This is a genomic window from Cytobacillus sp. FSL R7-0680, from assembly GCF_038009245.1.
GTDB classification, from domain to species: Bacteria; Bacillota; Bacilli; order Bacillales; family Cytobacillaceae; genus Cytobacillus; species Cytobacillus kochii.
Genome location: NZ_JBBPAO010000001.1, coordinates 83,421 through 102,824 on the forward strand (window position 1 = coordinate 83,421; position 19,404 = coordinate 102,824).

At 35.8% G+C, this 19,404-nt stretch carries 15 protein-coding genes; 14 read left to right on the plus strand and 1 reads right to left on the minus strand.

Going from position 1 to position 19,404, the window contains the following annotated elements; all coding sequences use genetic code 11:
- Positions 1-57 precede the first annotated feature (57 nt).
- The 6 genes from MKY26_RS00440 (at position 58) to MKY26_RS00465 (ending at position 7,034) form a co-directional block, all read left to right on the plus strand.
- The gene (locus tag MKY26_RS00440; RefSeq protein ID WP_341091800.1) at positions 58-1,071 is read left to right on the plus strand and encodes a methionine ABC transporter ATP-binding protein; all 1,014 of its coding nucleotides are present in this window, start codon (positions 58-60) and stop codon (positions 1,069-1,071) included.
- Positions 1,061-1,726 carry a methionine ABC transporter permease gene (locus MKY26_RS00445; protein WP_095370145.1) on the plus strand — a complete coding sequence of 222 codons (666 nt, stop codon included), beginning with the start codon at positions 1,061-1,063 and terminating at the stop codon, positions 1,724-1,726. Before MKY26_RS00440 ends, MKY26_RS00445 begins: the two co-directional genes overlap by 11 nt.
- Positions 1,727-1,836: 110 nt before the next feature.
- The gene (locus tag MKY26_RS00450) at positions 1,837-3,054 is read left to right on the plus strand and encodes an acyl-CoA dehydrogenase family protein (RefSeq protein ID WP_341091802.1); all 1,218 of its coding nucleotides are present in this window, start codon (positions 1,837-1,839) and stop codon (positions 3,052-3,054) included.
- A gap of 205 nt (positions 3,055-3,259) precedes the next feature.
- Positions 3,260-4,579: a uracil/xanthine transporter gene (locus tag MKY26_RS00455; protein ID WP_445293113.1), complete on the plus strand. Its 1,320-nt coding sequence runs from the start codon at positions 3,260-3,262 to the stop codon at positions 4,577-4,579.
- Positions 4,580-4,687: 108 nt separating this feature from the next.
- Entirely contained in the window at positions 4,688-5,332 is a 645-nt protein-coding gene (locus MKY26_RS00460; RefSeq protein ID WP_095370143.1) for a LytTR family DNA-binding domain-containing protein, read from the plus strand.
- 190 nt (positions 5,333-5,522) lie between these two features.
- Complete coding sequence (locus MKY26_RS00465; protein ID WP_341091804.1) at positions 5,523-7,034, plus strand: succinate CoA transferase; 1,512 nt, start codon at positions 5,523-5,525, stop codon at positions 7,032-7,034.
- Between the two features lie 701 nt (positions 7,035-7,735).
- On the opposite strand, the gene MKY26_RS00470 is transcribed toward MKY26_RS00465, so the two are convergent.
- Positions 7,736-8,812: a DctP family TRAP transporter solute-binding subunit gene (locus MKY26_RS00470; RefSeq protein WP_307317585.1), complete on the minus strand. Its 1,077-nt coding sequence runs from the start codon at positions 8,810-8,812 to the stop codon at positions 7,736-7,738.
- Positions 8,813-8,885: 73 nt separating this feature from the next.
- Between MKY26_RS00470 and MKY26_RS00475 the strand changes: the two genes are divergently transcribed.
- The 8 genes from MKY26_RS00475 (at position 8,886) to MKY26_RS00510 (ending at position 19,400) form a co-directional block, all read left to right on the plus strand.
- Complete coding sequence (locus MKY26_RS00475; RefSeq protein WP_157734002.1) at positions 8,886-10,472, plus strand: ATP-binding protein; 1,587 nt, start codon at positions 8,886-8,888, stop codon at positions 10,470-10,472.
- A 3-nt stretch (positions 10,473-10,475) separates the two neighbouring features.
- Positions 10,476-11,156, plus strand: coding sequence for a response regulator (locus MKY26_RS00480; protein ID WP_307317582.1), 681 nt, complete (start codon positions 10,476-10,478; stop codon positions 11,154-11,156).
- A 214-nt stretch (positions 11,157-11,370) separates the two neighbouring features.
- Positions 11,371-12,597 carry a cytochrome P450 gene (locus tag MKY26_RS00485; protein WP_095370137.1) on the plus strand — a complete coding sequence of 409 codons (1,227 nt, stop codon included), beginning with the start codon at positions 11,371-11,373 and terminating at the stop codon, positions 12,595-12,597.
- A gap of 237 nt (positions 12,598-12,834) precedes the next feature.
- Entirely contained in the window at positions 12,835-13,350 is a 516-nt protein-coding gene (locus MKY26_RS00490) for a PadR family transcriptional regulator (protein ID WP_322910024.1), read from the plus strand.
- Positions 13,351-13,656: 306 nt separating this feature from the next.
- Positions 13,657-14,943, plus strand: a complete 1,287-nt coding sequence (dctP, locus tag MKY26_RS00495) for a C4-dicarboxylate transporter DctP (RefSeq protein WP_233435288.1) — start codon at positions 13,657-13,659, stop codon at positions 14,941-14,943.
- Between the two features lie 99 nt (positions 14,944-15,042).
- Positions 15,043-16,221 (plus strand): class I SAM-dependent rRNA methyltransferase, encoded by a 1,179-nt coding sequence (locus tag MKY26_RS00500; protein WP_341091806.1) that lies wholly within the window; start codon positions 15,043-15,045, stop codon positions 16,219-16,221.
- Between the two features lie 176 nt (positions 16,222-16,397).
- Positions 16,398-17,414, plus strand: a complete 1,017-nt coding sequence (locus MKY26_RS00505; protein WP_307317575.1) for a TAXI family TRAP transporter solute-binding subunit — start codon at positions 16,398-16,400, stop codon at positions 17,412-17,414.
- 12 nt (positions 17,415-17,426) lie between these two features.
- Complete coding sequence (locus tag MKY26_RS00510; protein WP_322910026.1) at positions 17,427-19,400, plus strand: TRAP transporter permease; 1,974 nt, start codon at positions 17,427-17,429, stop codon at positions 19,398-19,400.
- The last annotated feature ends 4 nt before the right edge of the window (positions 19,401-19,404 follow it).

A 19,404-nucleotide genomic window follows, 5' to 3' on the forward strand; every position in this document is an offset into this window, starting at 1 on the left:
TTTCAAAGTGAAAGAGGCTCATTTTATGTTGTAGAGGATTTAGGGAGGGTGAGGTAAATGATTGAAGTCAATCATTTAGTGAAAATTTATAAAAGCAAAAAGAAGCAAGTAATAGGGGTTGACAATGTATCCCTTTCTATTAAAGAAGGGGAAATATACGGGATTATTGGCTATAGTGGAGCAGGGAAAAGTTCTTTATTACGCTGTCTAAATTTATTGGAGAGACCGACATCTGGTGAAGTGAAAATTGATGGCGTTGATTTAACATCTTTAACAAGTAAAGAATTAAGAAAAGCAAGGCAGAAGATAGGTATGATTTTTCAGCATTTTTATTTAGCGAGTTCGAAGACAGTGTATGAGAATATTGCCTTTGCTTTAAAAGCGGCAGGTAAAAGCCCGAAAGAAATAGATATCAGGGTGAAAGAACTATTAGAATTAGTGGGTTTAGCAGATAAAATTCATCAGTATCCCACACAATTAAGTGGTGGTCAAAAGCAAAGGGTAGGAATAGCCAGAGCACTCGCTAATGATCCAAAGGTTTTACTTTGCGATGAAGCCACGTCAGCTCTAGACCCTAAAACAACAAAATCAATCCTGAACTTATTAAAATCAATTAATAAAAAGCTAGGATTAACCATCGTACTTATCACTCATGAGATGGAAGTAGTCAAAGAGATTTGTCATAGGTTAGCTGTTATGCAAGATGGAAAGGTCATAGAAGAGGGACCGGTGTATGATATATTTGCGAATCCAATTGAACCACTTACAAAGGATTTCATTCAGAGTGTTCTTCAATTTGACTTACCACAACAATTGGTTGAAAACAGGAAGGGAACAATCATTAAGATTCAATTTAAAGGTGCAATAGCAGAAGAATCTGTTGTTTCTGAACTGTTCCAAACATTCAAAGTAAAAGGAAATATTCTTCACGGCAAGATTGAATATATTCAAGAAGTACCTCTTGGTATTTTTATTATGGAGTTGACTGGCGAAATACCTGAAATAGAAAGAGCTATACAATATATTCAAGAAAGAACACAGAATTTGGAGGTAGTTGAACATGTTGCTTGAGTCCATTCAGGCGTTACTTCCTGAACTAAATACAGCTGTATTACAAACAATTTATATGGTCGCCATTTCTTTAGTTGCGGCACTTATACTAGGTCTTCCACTAGGTATCTTATTATTCGTTACAGACGAAGGATTGTTCTTAAAGAATAGATTTGTAAATGCTGTTACCGGTTGGATTGTCAATTTGATCCGCTCTATTCCTTATATTATTTTGTTAGTAGCTCTATTGCCGTTAACAAAATTAATTGCAGGTTCAACTATTGGTCCTACAGCGGCTTCTGTTTCATTATCTGTAGCAGCGATTCCGTTTTTTGCAAGATTGGTAGAAACATCCTTAAGAGAAATAGATAAAGGAGTCATTGAATCTGCAGTAGCAGTAGGCGCTTCCCCTTGGATGATAATTAAGGAAATTCTTGTCCCAGAAGCGAAACCTGGAATTGTTCAAGGTTTAACGATTACGACTATTAGTTTAATTGGTTATTCAGCAATGGCAGGTATTATTGGCGGCGGTGGTATTGGTGATTTAGCGATACGTTTCGGTTACTATCGCTATGATAATGTCATTATGATTACGACAGTAATTGTCCTCGTTGTATTGGTGCAAATCATTCAAATTGGTGGGGATAAATTAACTAAATATGTAGATAAGAGATAATAAATTCAAACGATAGATATAGTAAAGGGGATAGAGCCTTTACTATATCTATTTATCCTAATGATTGAGTATTAAAGAGAAGATGGAAACAGACGGGGAGGAAGGATTCTATGAGCACGATAACAGCTTCATCTAAGGAAGCGTATTTAGCTGAACAACTCGCTCGACCATTTATTAAGACGGCTCAACAAGAAGAATTATTTCATAAAGCTACGATATTAGCAGAAGGATTTAGTAAGAGGGCGCAAAAGATTGATGAAAATGCAGAATTCCCTTTTGAAAATTTTGAAGAATTAAAAAAATCAAATTACTTAAGTTTAACGATTCCGAAAGAATATGGTGGTAAAGAGATTTCCTTATATGAATATTTCTTAATACAAGAAAGGATTGCCCAAGGTGATGCGTCTACGGCTTTATGTATTGGTTGGCACTTAGGTGTTATCTATGATTTAAGGGTTAAACGGAAATGGAAGGAAGAACAGTTTGCCAAGTTATGTGAAATGGTTATCAAAGATAATAAATTGATTAACCGCTGTGCAACTGAGGTAGCAACTGGCAGTCCAACCCGTGGTGGACTACCAGCGACTACTGCGGTGAAAAAAGGAACACAATGGATCTTGAATGGAAGAAAATCTTTTGCTTCGATGGCACCAGGGTTAGATTTTTCTCTTATTACAGCAACGATAGAAGCTTCAGGAGAAATTGGTATATTCCTTGTACCTCATGAGAACCCTGGTTTAAAAGTGGAATCAAATTGGAATATGCTAGGGATGCGGGGCACGCGTAGTGACGATCTCGTGTTAGAGAATGTAATTGTAGAAGAAACAGCATTAGTCGAATTAGAAGGTGTTCATTTTTATGCGATTCCTAATGCATGGTTACTACATTCAGCTGCTTGTTTTATTGGCGTTGCTATTGCAGCTCGGAACTATGCCATTATTTTTGCTTCTGAATATCAACCTAATAGCCTGCCTGGTCCAATCAGTGAAGTACCAGAAGTGCAACGTAAAATTGGGGAAATGGAACTCGAGCTACTAAAAGCGCGAACAGCACTCTATTCTATAGCGGATCGTTGGGATAATGAACCGAATAAACGAGGAGAATTAGGAGCAGAACTTGGAGCCATCAAACATCTTGTCTCTAACAGTGCTAATAAAGTGGTCGATTGGGCAATGAGAATAGTTGGTGCACAAAGCTTGCAACAAAGAAATCCTTTGCAGCGTTATTACCGTGATGTGCGAGCTGCGCTCCATAATCCGCCTATGGATGATGTAGTAATCACAAATTTAGCAAAAAAAGCATTATCATTTCAAAATAACAATGATTAATAAAACTATTTAAATCACATGCCCCTCTTCATATTTGGAGAGGGTTATTATTTGTATAGGCATATAGATTAGCTCCAATTTTTATCATTTTCATCGTATATGGGCTTCAAAATATTTCGTTTTTCATAATTCTTTTTTTAAAGGCTTCTTTCCTTTTGAAAATGAATTATACTAGTAGATGTGAAAATGAAAAACGTAGAAAGTGGTGTACAGATTGAAAAAGTTTATTTCATCAATGACAATGGTTTCTTCCGTACAATGGGTCTTTTTTATTTTTGCCAATACTGTTGTCATTCCGATTTCCATTGCCAATGTATTTGAGCTATCTAGTGAAACGATGGCAATGATGATTAGAGCATCACTCATACTTACAGGTATTACTTGTATACTACAAGGATGGAAAGGTCATCGTTTCCCGATTATGGAAGGGCATTCAGGCTTATTATGGGGAATTATCCTTAATCTTGGGCTTTCAGCACAAGCGCTTAATATTGGATTAGAACGTATTGGTGGTGGGATTGTTACTGGTATTGTTTTAGCTAGTCTAGTGACCATTTTGCTGATTGCTTGTGGTGGTTTTTCATTATTGCAAGCCATCTTTAGTCCGATGGTAATGACTGTATATTTGTTTTTGCTTACTTTTCAATTAATGTTTATCTTTTTTGAAGGTATGTTAAAGATGACCTCGACTGGCGTCATTGATATAGGTATAAGTCTTTATTCTGTAGTACTCGCGCTGATTGTCGCTACATTAAAAATGAAGGGTAATCAACTTATTAGCAATTTTTCTATCTTAATTGGCCTTTTAGGGGGCTGGCTTGGTTATGTCCTATTGTTTGGTAATGATGGGGCGGGTATGACAACATCGGCACCTTTCCAACTTTTTCCATTAGGGGCTCCTAATCTTGAAATGGGAATTGTCGTAGTCACTTTTGTTGCCGTATTATTAAACTTAAGTAATACATTTGCTTCTATTAACGCTGCAGAAAAACTTCTACAAAGGAGAGCAGCAAAAAAAGAGTTTAAAGGCTCAATGCTGATTACTTCAATTTCTACCATTATTGGATCTGGTTTCGGACTTGTTCCCTATACACCATTTACATCAACGATTGGTTTCTTGCAAAGTACGAGAATTTATGAAAGAAAGCCATTCTTTATCGGTGGTGCTTTACTTACGATCATTGGTATTGTTCCAATTTTAGGCTCATTTCTTTCAATGTTGCCTGTTACAGTTGGAAACGCAGTCTTGTTTGTTGCCTATATGCAATTATTTGGTACTGCATTCAGTAGTTTAAATGGAAAGACGTTTAATTCCAATACGATATTTAGGTTAGCAGCACCTGTATTAATTGGTATTAGTATTATGAATATTTCACCTGCTATCTTTTCGGAATTACCTGTACTCATTCAACCATTTTTAGCAAATGGGTTAATAATGGGTGTTATTATCTCAATTATATTAGAAAAAGGAGTGAACTGGCTTAAATACGAAGATCAACCTATTAAAAGAGGAAAAGCAAGTTGATGTTTCCTTCTTTGGTATAAGACATATTCTTGCACGTTTCTTAACTAGGCAAATGAAAATAAAACACGTAAGATAGAATAGTAGCGAATCAAAAAAGGGGATTTTGTGATGGAAGGAATTACACTGAGTTCATTGCTAGATGTAATTGGGGAGTTATTTTCAGATGAAGTGTCAATTGTAGTTTCAAATACAACAGAGTATATTTACTATCGTCCAAGTAAACGTGTTGACTTGAAAATTCGGCCAGGGGATATTGTAAAAGAAGGAAGTATTGCTGACAAAGCGCTTAAGGCTGAACAAAAGGTGTCAGAGTTTATTAATAGGGATGTATTTGGTGTACCTTATCACGGGATGGCTGTTCCATTTAAAAATAATGGAAAAATTGAAGGTTGTGTGACTGCTATTTTTCCAACATTGACAGAGGGGAAATCTGTCGTTACATTAAAGACAAGTGATGGTTGGGTACCTGTTCCATTTAATGAAGTATATTTCTTGGAAGCCAAAGATCGTAAAACACATGTTCATGCTATTTACTCTTCTGGTACGCATAAAAATACGCTACAGGAGTTTGAGTATATTTTACCAAAGGAAAACTTTATTCGCTGTCACAGGTCATTTTTGGTGAATGTTAATCAAATACAAGAGATATTTCCTGACTCTCATTCTACTTTTTTATTATTAATGAGAAATGGTGCAAAAGTGCCTGTTAGTCAATCCTATTCTAGTTATTTTCGTAAGTTGCTCGGCTTCTAAATCAAAGGCATAAATGGATGAATAACATTTAACTCAATATTTTCTGATTATCTGAAAAAATCTGCTGGCTTATCGGCAGATTTTGCTGTTTTATCAAAATTTTTCATTAATTATACTAAAAAAATAATCCCATTCTGATTTATTAGTAAAATAGTTATTAAGTATTCTTTACAGAAAGAGGGATGGGAATATGGATAATAAACTTGGGAGAGTTAAAATTCAGACACTTCAGAACAATATCATGACTGCAGAAGGGGCTGCAGAAATGATTAAAGATGGCATGACATTGGGGTTAAGTGGATTTACTCGTGCGGGAGATGTGAAAGCGGTTCCTGTCGCATTAGCAGAAAGAGCAAAAACAGAAGATTTTAAAGTCAATGTGTATACAGGCGCATCTCTTGGTTCGGATGTTGATAAGTTGTTTGCAGAAGCCGGTATTTTAAATAAGAGATTACCATTTCAAGCGGACTCAACAATGAGAAAAGGCATTAATAAAGGGGACTTCTTATTTGTTGATCAACATTTATCTCACACAGCAGAACTTATCCGTTCAGGGGTATTACATGTGGATGTAGCTATTTTGGAAGCGGTTTCGATTGAAGATGACGGAACAATTGTACCTACAACATCAGTTGGTAACTCCCTGTCTTTTGCAGAACATGCCCATAGTGTAATTGTTGAAATTAATATGGCCCAATTACCATCACTAAAAGGGTTACATGATATTTATAGTCCAGATAAACAAGGTGAGCGTGGTCCAATTCCAATTACAAATGTAGCCGATCGTATTGGTGCGATAGGTATTAAAGTGAATCCGGAGAAAATTAAAGCGATTGTGTTTACTGAACAAGGCGATTCACCTTCAACTATTGTTCAGCCAGATGAGGAAACAGTTATTATGGCACAACATTTAACCAACTTTCTTCGCAATGAAATTGCAGCAGGGAGATTAGATGAAAAACTTGCCCCATTACAATCAGGCATTGGTTCGGTAGCAAATGCTGTATTACATGGCATGATTGACTCTGAATTCACAGACTTAGAGGTGTATTCAGAAGTACTTCAAGATGCAGTATTTGATTTAATTGATGCTGGGAAAGTAAAGTTTGCGTCAGGCTGTTCCATTACACTTTCAGAAGAAAAGATGCAAGAAGTGTTTGCACATTTCGATCAATATCGCGATAAGTTATTGTTAAGACCACAAGAGATCACTAATCATCCGGAATTAATTCGCCGCTTAGGATTAATCTCTATCAATACTGCATTAGAACTAGATATCTATGGCAATGTGAATTCTACTCATGTTCAAGGAACTAAGATGATGAATGGTATTGGCGGATCAGGGGATTTTGCAAGAAATGCAAGGTTAGCTATATTCGTGACAAAATCAATTGCTAAAGATGGAAAAGTTTCAAGTATTGTACCTTTTGCTTCACATATTGATCATACAGAACATGATGTTGACGTAATTGTCACAGAACAAGGCTACGCAGATTTAAGAGGATTGGCTCCTCGTGAACGAGTTGAGTTAATCATTGAAAATTGTGCGCATCCGTTATACAAGGATCAACTTAGAGATTATTATTATGAAGCATTATCAGCAGGTGGCCAAACCCCACATATTCTAGCGAAAGCTTTTTCTTGGCATTTAAACTATGTGGAAAATGGCACAATGTTAGCTTCAGAGAAAGTGGATGTTTAAGGAACAAATATAAATTATAAAATACGAGTTAGAAAAGTAACCTAAGTTAATACTCAGGTTACTTTTTGTCGTGTCTCACTATCGTCTTTGTCTATATATACTGGAAAGGAAAGAGACTGAGTCGGAAACGAGTCAAAAAAGGGAGCCCAGGCAAAAATTTGATTGAATTCAAGCAGAAACGAGTCAAAAAAGGGAGCCCAGGCAAAAATTTGATTGGATTCAAGCAGAAACGAGTCAAAAAAGGGAGCCCGGGCAAAAATTTGATTGGATTCAAGCGGAAACGAGTCAAAAAAGGGAGCCGGGGCAAAAATTTGATTGGATTCAAGCAGAAACGAGTCAAAAAAGGGAGCCCGGGTAAAAATTTGGTTGGATTCAAGCGGAAATGAGTCAAAAAAGCGAGTCCACGGCGAAATTTGATTGGATTCAAGCGAAAACGAGTCAAAAAAAGCGGGCCCGGGCAAAAATTTGGTTGGATTCAAACGGAAACGAGTCAAAAAAGGGAGCCCGGGTAAAAATTTGGTTGGATACAAACGGGAACGAGTCAAAAAGGCGAGCCCAGGCAAAAATTTGATTGGATTCAAGCGGAAATGAGTCAAAAAAGCGAGCCCGCGAAAGAATTTGGTTGGATTCAAGCGGAAACGAGTCAAAAAAAGGGAGCCCGGGCAAAAATTTGATTAAATATTCAAGGGTAATTGCCTCACTCAGTCCGTTTCATCAGTTGTTTCGTTTTCGTATTTATCTCTGAGCTTTAAAGCCTTGTCAATCAGTGTACTGCCAATTTCATTTTTAAATTGAGTGTAGACTGGGTCTAGGACCTTTTTCCAACTGTTTTTTTCTTCATTGGTAAGTTCGTGAATGTGGATTGAACTCACTTTTCTTATTTCTTCGAGTTGATTTTCATTCATCTGGGCAGCTTGTTTTCGATTCCATTGCGTGACTTCAGACATAGCCTCAGTTAAGATTCGTTTTGTTTCACTTGATTGCTTATTCCAAACATTCTCATTCATTAAGACGGCATAACCGAGATAGCCATGATTGCTTATTGTCATATACTTTTGTAAGTTATAAAACTTTTTCGAATAAATATTAGAGATAGTGTTCTCTTCGCCGTCTACTTTCCCACTATCTAACAAGTCGTATGTAGAATTAAAAGATTCTTTCACTGAATTTGCATTCAATTCAAGAAATTGTGATGAGAGGACATCACTTTGCATGATTCGGAATGTTTGTCCAGCTATATCTTGCGGATAAATAATTGGACCATCATTGGATGTGAATTGCTTAAATCCATTACTCCAATGAGCTAAACCGATGAGTCCATCCCCCTTTACACTAGATAATAGTGTTTGTCCGATAAACCCGTCTAACCCTTCGTTAATGGCTTCATAGGAAGGGAAAATAAACGGCAAATCGAGTAGCCCCCATGCAGGGTTTAACATGCCAAGTTTTGATGTGGAGGGAGCAATAATATCAACATTGCCTTCTTGAACCGCTCGTATTTCTTCTATATCAGAGTAGAGAGAGCCGTTAGAGAAGACAACAATTTTAATATTTCCGTCTGATTTTTCAGCAACAATCTCAGCAAATTTATCAGCGGCCATTCCCTTTGGCGTATTATTGGAGACAACATGACTAAAAGTTAAAACGATTTGATCATTGAGCCCTTCTTGTTCATCATCATAAGGAAGGTCTTCTGTGAGAATATATTGTTTAAAACTAAAAAAAAGTGCAAGCGTTATAATAATGGTTAATAGTATGATGCTATATTTACTTTTCATCACCTTCACCTCATACTAAATAGTATCATTATTTTCAGATTAAAGGTCAAGTGTAGGTGGCAATGAAAGGAAGATTTGTTTGAAGGAAATACCTATTCGTTGGAAAATAACGTTGCTATCATATGGGGTTGTTATCTTTTTACTGCTTATTTGCGGGCTTGTTGTTATCGCAAATATGCAACAACAAGAAGAATTGGACTTAAGAGGCGAATCAATGAGTACGGCTAGGACAGTAGCAGAGCTTGCAGATATAAAAGATGGACTTGAGGGAGATGAGGGCTGGAAGATTATTAACCCCATTGTTGAAGAAATAAGGGTCATTAATAATACGGATTATATTGTAGTAATGAATATGGATAGAGTCCGTTTCTCACACCCAGTTAGAAGTATGATAGGTCATGTGTCAACTGGTAGTGATGAAGATCCTGCATTTGCCGAACATATTTATTTTTCCAAAGCAAGGGGAGAAGATGGTACATATTTAAGAGCGTTTATTCCAGTATTAAAAGATGAACAACTAAACCAAATAGGTGTGGTAATGGTTGGTAATAAAATTCCAACATTCAAGGAAATCGTCTCTGGCTTTTCTAAAGAAATCCTATTTATTGTGTTCCTCACTTTAATTGTAGGGTTTATTGCCTCATATATATTAGCCAATCATATTAAGAAGCAAATGTTTGATTTAGAACCGTTCGAAATTAAACGAATGTTTGAAGAGAGAACAGCAACCTTTCATTCCATCAATGAAGGGGTAATTGCGATCGATTATCATGAGAAAATTACGATCTTTAATGAAAAAGCAAAAAAAATATTTAATGTGAATGGAGAAGTAACGGGATTATCGATTCGTTCCGTTTTAGAAGATACACGTTTACCAGAAATTGTTGAGAGAAATGAACCGGTTTATAATGAACAAATTATGGTGAGTGGAAAAAGCATCTTGAGCACGAGAATTCCTATTAATAAAGATGGCCAATTAATTGGCGCCGTTGCTATTTTCCAAGATAGAACGGAGGTAGCAAAATTAGCAGAGGAACTTACTGGTGTAAGGAGTTTTGTTGAGGCACTGCGTGTGCAAAATCATGAGCATATGAATAAATTGCATACAATTGCTGGGCTTATCCAATTAGGAAAGCCAGAAAAGGCATTTCAACTTGCATTTGCTGCTTCAGAAGAACAAGAAAGTATATCTTTATTTCTTCATGAAATAATTAAAGACGATGCGGTAGCTGGACTCCTAATTAGCAAAATCAGGAGAGGGAAGGAACTAGATATTATCGTGACAGTTGATACTAATAGTAATTTGGATCACTTTCCTCCTCATTTAGATCATCATGATTTTGTTCTATTATTAGGTAATTTGGTTGAGAATGCTTTCGGCTCCTTCGAACAACTCGATCAGGAAGAAAAAATGATAGATATAAGTATCGAACAAGATGACTACATTTGTTCCATCCTTGTAGAAGATAATGGGATAGGTATAGAAGAATCTAATTTAGAAAAAGTTTTTACAAAAGGATTCACGGAAGGAAAAGAAAATGGGACTGGTTACGGATTATATTTGGTCAAACAAATTGTGGATAAAGGAGAAGGGCAAATAACTGTCACTTCTAAGGTAAATGAAGGTACTTCTTTTTTAATTACCTTTGGGGAGGTTTAACTTATGAATGATATTCAAGTACTATTAATTGAAGATGATCCAATGGTACAAGAAGTTAATAAAGGTTTTATATCTAAGGTAAAAGGGTTTCATGTGAAAGCCATTGCTAATAACGGAGAAGAGGGCATTAGACTTGCTAAAGATTTCTCACCAGATTTAATATTGCTTGATGTGTTTATGCCGAAAAAAGATGGATTAAAAGTTATGTACGAATTAAGGAAACAAAAGCTTAATGCAGAAGTAATCGTAATCTCGGCAGCTAAAGATAAGGATACGATTAAAATGATGCTACAAAATGGAGCAATCGATTATATAATGAAGCCGTTTAAATTCGATAGGATGAAGCAGGCACTTGAGAAGTTTCGTCAGTATCGTGAAAGCTTAAAAAATGAAGGAACAATGTCGCAAGAGCAACTTGATCAATTACTTTATACAGAACAAGTAACGAAAGTAGAGGTAGATTTACCTAAAGGGCTAAATGAATTTACATTGAAAGAAGTCATTAATTATCTAACCGTTCAACAACAACCGCAAGCAGCTGGAGAAGTGGCTAGCGGTATTGGGATTGCAAGGGTGACAGCTCGGAGATATCTTGATTATTTAGAGAAAAAAGGTGTAATAGTACTAGATATACAATATGGTGGGGTAGGGAGACCTGTGAATCGGTATATGATTAAAACGTAGTGCTGAAATATAGAATAATAATCACATAATCATGAACTAAAAAGAACTGTTGAGTAAAAGCTATTCAACAGTTCTTTTTAGTTCATTTGCCCCTATAGTAAAACTACTACTTTCCATGCATTGACGATGAAAGGGAGAAAATTTACGATAGATTATATACTTTAATTAAAGTATATAATCTATCTCCAAATGATCAAAGAGGAGGAAATGTTAGATGAAAGAGATTATCTCATTACAAGACATTAAACATTTTGATTCAAGATCAGAACAATTCCAACCGTTAGAATGGTACAAATCGATGCTTGAAAGTGGGTCTATTAGTTATAATGAGAATTCTGATACTTGGAATGCATTTAAGTATGATGCCGTAAAGACCGTTTTAAGCGACTATGAACATTTCTCCAGTGAAGGAGACCGTACAACGATTTCAGTAAAGTTTAGTGAAGATGATAAGCAAATGAATAGTAAAGTGAACTTCTTGAAAATGGATCCTCCACACAACAGAAAAGGAAGATCCCTATTAGCATCAGCATTTACTCCAAGAAGTTTAGAAAATTGGAAACCGCGGATTAATCAAATTGCTGAAAATTTAATTACACAAATAGAAAAGGGCAAGACGGAAGATATCGTAGCGGCATTAGCCAATCCTATGCCTGCAATGGTAATGTCAGACTTATTAGGGATTCCGAAGCCCGATGTAATTAAATTTAAGAAATGGGTCGATATATTATTTCTACCATATGATAAGAGCAAAAAGGATGTAATCGATAACCAAAAAAATCAAGCAATTAAAGAGTTCTTTACTTATTTACAACCAGTCATCATTGAAAAGCGACAGCAGTTACAAGATGACATCATTTCTGACCTCATTAGGGCGGAAGTAGATGGAGAAAGACTAACGGACTTTGAAATTATTGAAATGACAATGGCTATATTAGGTGCAGGGGTAGAAACAACGAGTCATATGATCTCAACAAGCTTTTATGCCCTTTTATATGATGACAACGAGTTATTTTCAGAATTAAAAGCCCACCCAGAATATATTGATCGAACGGTCGAAGAGATGTTACGATATCGTTTTCATATGAGTCGAAGAGATCGTACGGTGAAGAAGGATAACAATATTTTAGGGGTAGAGTTGAAAAAGGGAGATGTCGTTGTTGCCTGGATGAGTGCGGCTAATATGGATGAGGAAATGTTTGAAGAGCCATTTCAATTAAATATTCATAGAAAAAATAATAAGAAACATCTTACATTTGGAAATGGACCTCATTTTTGTTTAGGTGCACCATTAGCAAGACTTGAGTTGAAGCTCATTTTAGAAAACTTAGTTAAGCGTTTTTCCAAAATCGAACCTATCGAATCATTTGAACTAGAGCCCAACTTAACTGATTCTGCGACGGGTCAAACGTTAACCTCATTGCCTCTTAAACTTTCTTGAAATAAATAGAGTGAAGATTCAAGGTAAAATTAAAAGAATGAACAATGAATAGTTTCTCGGAAAATACGAACAAATTCTAATGAATAGGTTCGTATTTTTATTTTTAAGTATACAGATTTTACCGATTAATTAACGAACATGCTCTTATTAATTGAAACTATAATGAAAGAATCAGATGCGTTTATCTCCCAGTATAAGTTAAGATAGCTATATACGTTTTTGGAGGTGAACGGGTGAATGATTAGAATATATATCTTAGGTATGTTAGCACATTCAGTAGACTATCCTTATAATATCCGCAAAAAACTAATGAATGCACAGCCTTTCATAAAGATTAGTGAAGGAAAGTTTTATTATGATTTTGAAGCATTACATAAAAAGAATTGGATAGAGCCTGTACAAAAGCTACAAGAAGGAAGTCGCCCAGAAAAAACACTTTATCGGATAACCAATGAGGGACGTGGCCATCTGGTAGAAGAACTCTATCTTTGTTTTCAAAAATATACGGAAGTGGCAGATTTGTATATTGCCATTCATTTCTTAAATTATATTAATAAAGAAGAAGCCGCTTCTATTTTGAAACAAACCATTCAAAAGGAAAAAGAAAAGTGGGATACATTAAAAACGAAAAAAGAAGAAAAGGAAAAATATAACAAAGTCTCTGACTCAAGCCAATTAATTGCTTCTCATGCATTTGATAAAGCGGAATTTAATATTAAATGGTTAGAGAGAGTACTAGAATTCATAAAATAAATTACTAGACGAAAGAGAGCTTAAATAAATTGTGGCTCTCTTTTGTCTAGTCTATCCCTAATTTGACCTTAAATTTCACTTAGATGCTTATGGTAAGAGTAATCGGGGACTCTCCTCCTTTACTGGTTAAAATTATGTAACTTGGCAGTAGTCCATATATGCCAATCATTTTTACTGTCTCAACTAATAAGACCAAAATGAACAAAATGTTCACTATGACCATAAACTTCTTTTCATTTTCTGAAAACGCTATCATTCTAATTACAAAGAATAGTCAGATAGATAGTGTGACAGGAGATGATTAATGTGGGATTTTTAAGAATCTTTAAGAACTTAACCGTTCAAGTGTTAACAGCGATCGCACTTGGTGTGTTAGTTGGTTTAATTTGGCCAGATATAGGTAAAGAATTACAGCCGTTAGGAACTACTTTCATTAATGCAGTGAAGATGGTTATTGCCCCAATTATTTTCTTAACAATTGTTTTAGGAATCGCAAAAATGGGAGATATGAAAAAAGTTGGTAAGGTTGGTGGGAAAGCTTTTATCTATTTTGAAGTTGTTACCACGCTTGCTCTCGTTATTGGATTATTAGTCGTTAATATTGTAAAACCAGGTGACGGGTTAAATTTTAATGAGCTTGAACAAGGTGACGTATCTCAATATACAACCAATGCTGAAGAAGGCATTGATTGGATCGAATTCGTTACACATATCGTACCATCAAATATGGTGAATGCTTTTGCGGAGGGAGATATCCTTCAAGTTTTATTCTTCTCCATTCTATTTGGTGTTGCTCTTGCTTCTTTAGGTAAACGGGGAGAAGTTATTACTGATTTTCTTGACCGGTTATCCCATGTGTTCTTTAAGATTATCGGTTATGTCATGAAAGCTGCGCCAATTGGTGCGTTTGGTGCAATGGCATATACGATTGGACATTTCGGCTTAGGTTCTTTAGCACCGCTCGCTAAGTTGATGATGAGTGTGTATATTACAATGTTCTTATTCATCTTTATCGTTTTAAACATCATTTGTAAATATTATGGATTTAGCCTATTTAAATATTTACGTTTTATTAAAGATGAGTTACTTATCGTATTAGGAACGAGTTCTTCTGAATCTGTATTACCAAGAATGATGGATAAAATGGAAAGATTCGGTGCGTCAAAATCAGTTGTTGGTCTTGTCATTCCGACGGGTTATTCCTTTAACCTTGATGGGACTTCTATTTATCTTTCAATGGCGACGGTATTCTTAGCTCAAGTATTTGGAGTAGATTTATCTATTGGTCAGCAAATAACGATTATCTTAATTCTTATGCTTACATCTAAAGGAGCTGCTGGGGTTACAGGAAGTGGATTTATCGTGTTGGCTTCGACATTAGCAGCTATTCAAGTTATTCCGTTAGAAGGTTTAGCACTCTTACTCGGTGTTGACCGCTTTATGAGTGAAGGTCGTGCCATTACGAATATGATTGGTAACGGAATCGCGACAATCGCCGTGGCGAAAAGTGAGAATGAATTTGATGAAGAAAAATATCAACATGCAATTTCGAATATGAAAGAAATATCTCAAGAAGTGAATAAAGCAAGTTAAACGGTAAAGCCCTCTCAAGATAAACCTGAGAGGGCTTTGTCTGTAAGATGCTATTTGTGGTACGATAAATAAATCATTGATTGGTAAGGTGGAGCGTATATGAAGTTAACAGTAAAACCGTCATACATAAAGAAGTATAGGGAAGGTTTTCCATTAATAAATGAACAATCTGTTGAACGAATCCCTCAAATGGAAGAAGGGACGATTGTTGAGCTAGTGAATGAAAAGGGACAGTTTCTCTGTAAAGGTTACTATGGAATTCAAAATAAAGGTAGAGGCTGGGTATTAACGAAAAACCAGCATGAGCGAATAGACCAAGCCTTTTTTATGGAAAAGCTGAAGGCAGCAGTAAATCATAGACAAAAACTTTTTAACGACCCAGAAACGACTGCTTTTAGAATTTTTAATGGAGAAGGCGATGGCGTTGGAGGCGTTACAATAGATTACTATGATACGTATTATTGCATTAGTTGGTATAGTGAAGGTATCTATCAATTCAAACAAGAGATTATTAGGGCATTAGAGCAATGTATGCCGGTGAAGGCCATTTATGAAAAGAAAAGATTTAATCATAAAGGGTTGTATGTAGAAGATGATGATTTTGTTTGTGGTGAAAAGCCGACATTTCCTATTATCGTTAAGGAAAACGGGATAAATTATCCAATCTATCTTAATGATGGCGCTATGGTTGGGGTTTTCCTAGATCAAAGAGAAGTAAGGAAAAAAATAAGAGATCAATATGCCGATGGTAAAACAATCTTGAATACATTCTCATATACAGGAGCTTTTTCGGCAGCAGCTGCATTGGGCGGTGCAGTGAAAACAACGAGTGTCGATTTGGCTAATCGAAGTAAAGCGATGACAATCGAAATGTTTAGTGTAAATGGTATTGATTATGAAGAACAGGATATCATTGTTGAAGATGTATTCAAATACTTTAAATATGCGGTGAGAAAAAATTTATCATTCGATCTTGTCATTTTAGATCCACCTAGTTTTGCACGATCAAAAAAACATACTTTTAGTGTTGCAAAAGATTATGCTGCTTTATTAGAAGAAGCTATCTCGATTACTAATCAAGGAGGGATCATTGTTGCTTCATCTAATGCAAGTAATGTGCCGATGAAAAAGTTTAAAACATTTGTCTCAAAAGCATTTGCAACAAGTAATGGAAAGTATAAGATTCTTGAAGAATATTCATTACCTATTGATTTTAAAACGATTCCGTCTTTTCCCGAAGGAGACTATCTTAAAGTTTTATTTATAAAGAAAGATTAATAAAAAGCTACAGGGTACAGCACTACAGTATCCTGTAGCTTTTCTTTACAAATAATTGTTAATTGTTTTTGTAGAATAAATTTTTAGAATAATTGTTGTTTTTTTAATTTTTTCTTGTATACTTGTAATACAAGATTGAAATTAAAACGTTTTCATTTGGTGAAAGGGGGAGAATTATGAAAGGTAAAAAAATAAAAATTACAATCTCAATCGCTGCTATTATTTTTCTTACCATTTTTGGTATTAAGACGGCTGCTGATAATGAAGATAAAACCTTTTTATCCGTAGCGACAGCTTCAACAGGTGGTACCTATTATCCGATTGGAGTAGGTATGGCCAATATATGGAGTTATGAATTAAAGAATAAGAAAATTCAAGCAAGTGGACAATCTTCTGCTGGTTCGATTGAAAATATCGAGCTTTTAAGAGAGGGAGAAGCTCATTTAGCTATTCTTCAAGGGTTAATATCTTCTCAAGCTTATGCTGGAGATGATGGTTTTGCAGGTAAACCTTATAAAGACTTACGTACTGTGGCTATGTTATGGCCCAATGTAGAACATTTTGTGTTAATGGATAATGCTATTGAAACCGGTAACATTTCAGACATTGATGGCACTCGTTTTTCCGTTGGACCCCAAGCAAGCGGAACAGAACAATCAACTGTAGTAATGATGCAAGGGTTAGAATTAACTAAAGCTAATATATCACCAGAGTATCTCGGTTATAACGATACTGTTTCTGCAATGAGAGATGGTAGATTAGACGGTGGATCATTACCAGCCGGCATCCCAATCTCAGCAATTACAGATATGTTTGCTAGTAATGTCAAAGCTAGTATTCTTGAAGTAACAGATGAGCAGTTAGAAAAAATTAACGCTGTTTCAAACTCTTGGTACCCTTATACGATTCCTGGAGGAACTTATCCTCGTGTAGAGGAGGATATCCAAACCATTGCACAGCCTAACCTTTTATCTACAACAAAAGATATTGACGAAGAGACAATTTATACGTTAACAAAAACGCTTTATGAGAATCTAGACAAAATGTATGAAGTGCATAATTCTGCAAAAGAAATTACTTTAGAGACAGCACTTGATGGAGTGACTGTACCTTTACATGTAGGTGCTTACAAATACTTTAAAGAAGTTGGTTTAGAGATTCCTGAGGAATTAATTCCGCCAGAGGCAAAATAAGGAGGTTAGAAAATGTCGAATGTAAAAGGGGATGCCGTAACAGCAAATCAACAAGGCTTAGATAAAGAGGCTGGCGGAGGTATGCGTGTATTGCATGGTTCGTATGCCAAGGTTGTAGCGATATTAGCTATTTTATTATCTATATTTTCCATTTATTCAAATGGACTTTCTAATATTCAGGAGATTTATAGAAACTTAATATTTCTAGGTTTTATTCTCGTTTTAACATTTTTATTATATCCTGCAAGATCTTCATCAAAAAGTGGGCGTTTTACATTAGCTGATTATTTGTTTGTTGCATTAGCAATTTTGGGTGTAGGTTATTTAATTATTAATTATACAACCATTCATGTTGATCGTGGCTCACAGCCAATTTTAATTGATTATATTTTCGGTGCTATTACTATTATCGTATTGTTTGAAGCAGCAAGAAGAGCTGTAGGTCTATTTATCCCAATCCTTTGTGGTATTTCTGTTATCTATGCCTTATTTGGCACAATTTTTCCGTGGATATTTGGCCATGCGGGGTTCTCTTTAGAACGTTTGCTTTACCGTTTATATATGACCACTGAAGGCATCTTGGGTCTTACATTATCAACTGCATCAACCTTTATCGTTATGTTTATTTTATTCGGTGCCTTTTTATCTGCAAGTGGTGCGACACAACTATTTAACGATTTAGCATTAGCTATTGCAGGTAGAAAAAGAGGTGGGCCTGCACAGGTAGCTGTTATATCTAGTGCTTTAACAGGGTCATTAAGTGGGAGTGCTGTAGCAAATGTTGCCACAACAGGAGCTTTTACGATCCCGTTAATGAAATCAATTGGTTTAAAACCAAAATTTGCTGGCGCAGTTGAAGCAGCAGCATCTACTGGTGGAATGATTATGCCACCAATCATGGGTGCAGCAGCTTTTATCATGGCTGGATTTTTAGGTGTTTCCTATACTACTGTTATTCTCGCAGCCATTATCCCAAGCTTCTTATACTATATCGCTCTCATCTTTGCGATTGATATAGAAGCGAAGAAACAAGGGTTAAAAGGGATTAGTAAGGAGAATATACCAAATGTTTTACAAGTGTTAAAGGAAAGAGGCGTACTGATTGTTCCTATTATAGTGGTTATAGGAACATTATTGATTGGTAAAACAGCATTATTTGCAGGTTTTGCAGGTATCGGTTCCGTTATTGTTGCCAGTTGGTTAACGAAAGATAAGTCTAATAGAATCACAATTAAGAAAATGATTGAAGCATTTATCGATGGAGGGAAAGGGACAATACAAGTAGGTATCGCTTGTGCCGCAATCGGTATTATTATTTGTGTTGTTACCATGACAGGTATAGGTTCAACACTAGCTTTTAATATTGTTGATTTAACCGGTGGACAGCTTTGGTTAATACTTATTGTCGTTATGCTAACTTGTATTGTGCTAAGTATGGGATTACCTTCTACCGCACTATACATTGTTGTTGCTGTAACTGCTGCACCTGCATTAGTAGAGGCTGGCGTACAACCAATTGCAGCTCACTTCTTTGTATTCTGGTTCGGTGCTCTTTCAAATATTACGCCACCAGTAGCGCTTGCATCTTATACGGCAGCAGGAATTGCTGGAGCAAATGCAATGAAAACGTCATGGGAAGCTTTAAGACTTTCATTAGCAGGATTTATTATTCCGTTTATGATTGCATACAATCCAATACTATTACTCCAATCACCTGATGGCGGTAGTGTGGAAATTCTTTCTGTTATACTAGTATTAATTACTAGTACTCTAGGAGTCTATGCGCTAGCTGTTTCTATGGGGAATTACTTGAATACTTACTTACATGTAATTGAAAGAATTTTATTATTTTTCGGTGCATTGATGCTCATTAAACCAGGTATTATCACTGATGTTTCTGGTCTGGCTGTATGTGCACTTGTATTCAGTATTCATTTAATTCGTACAAGAAAGGAGACAAGTAAGGGTGTAGAGGTGAATATGTAAAGGA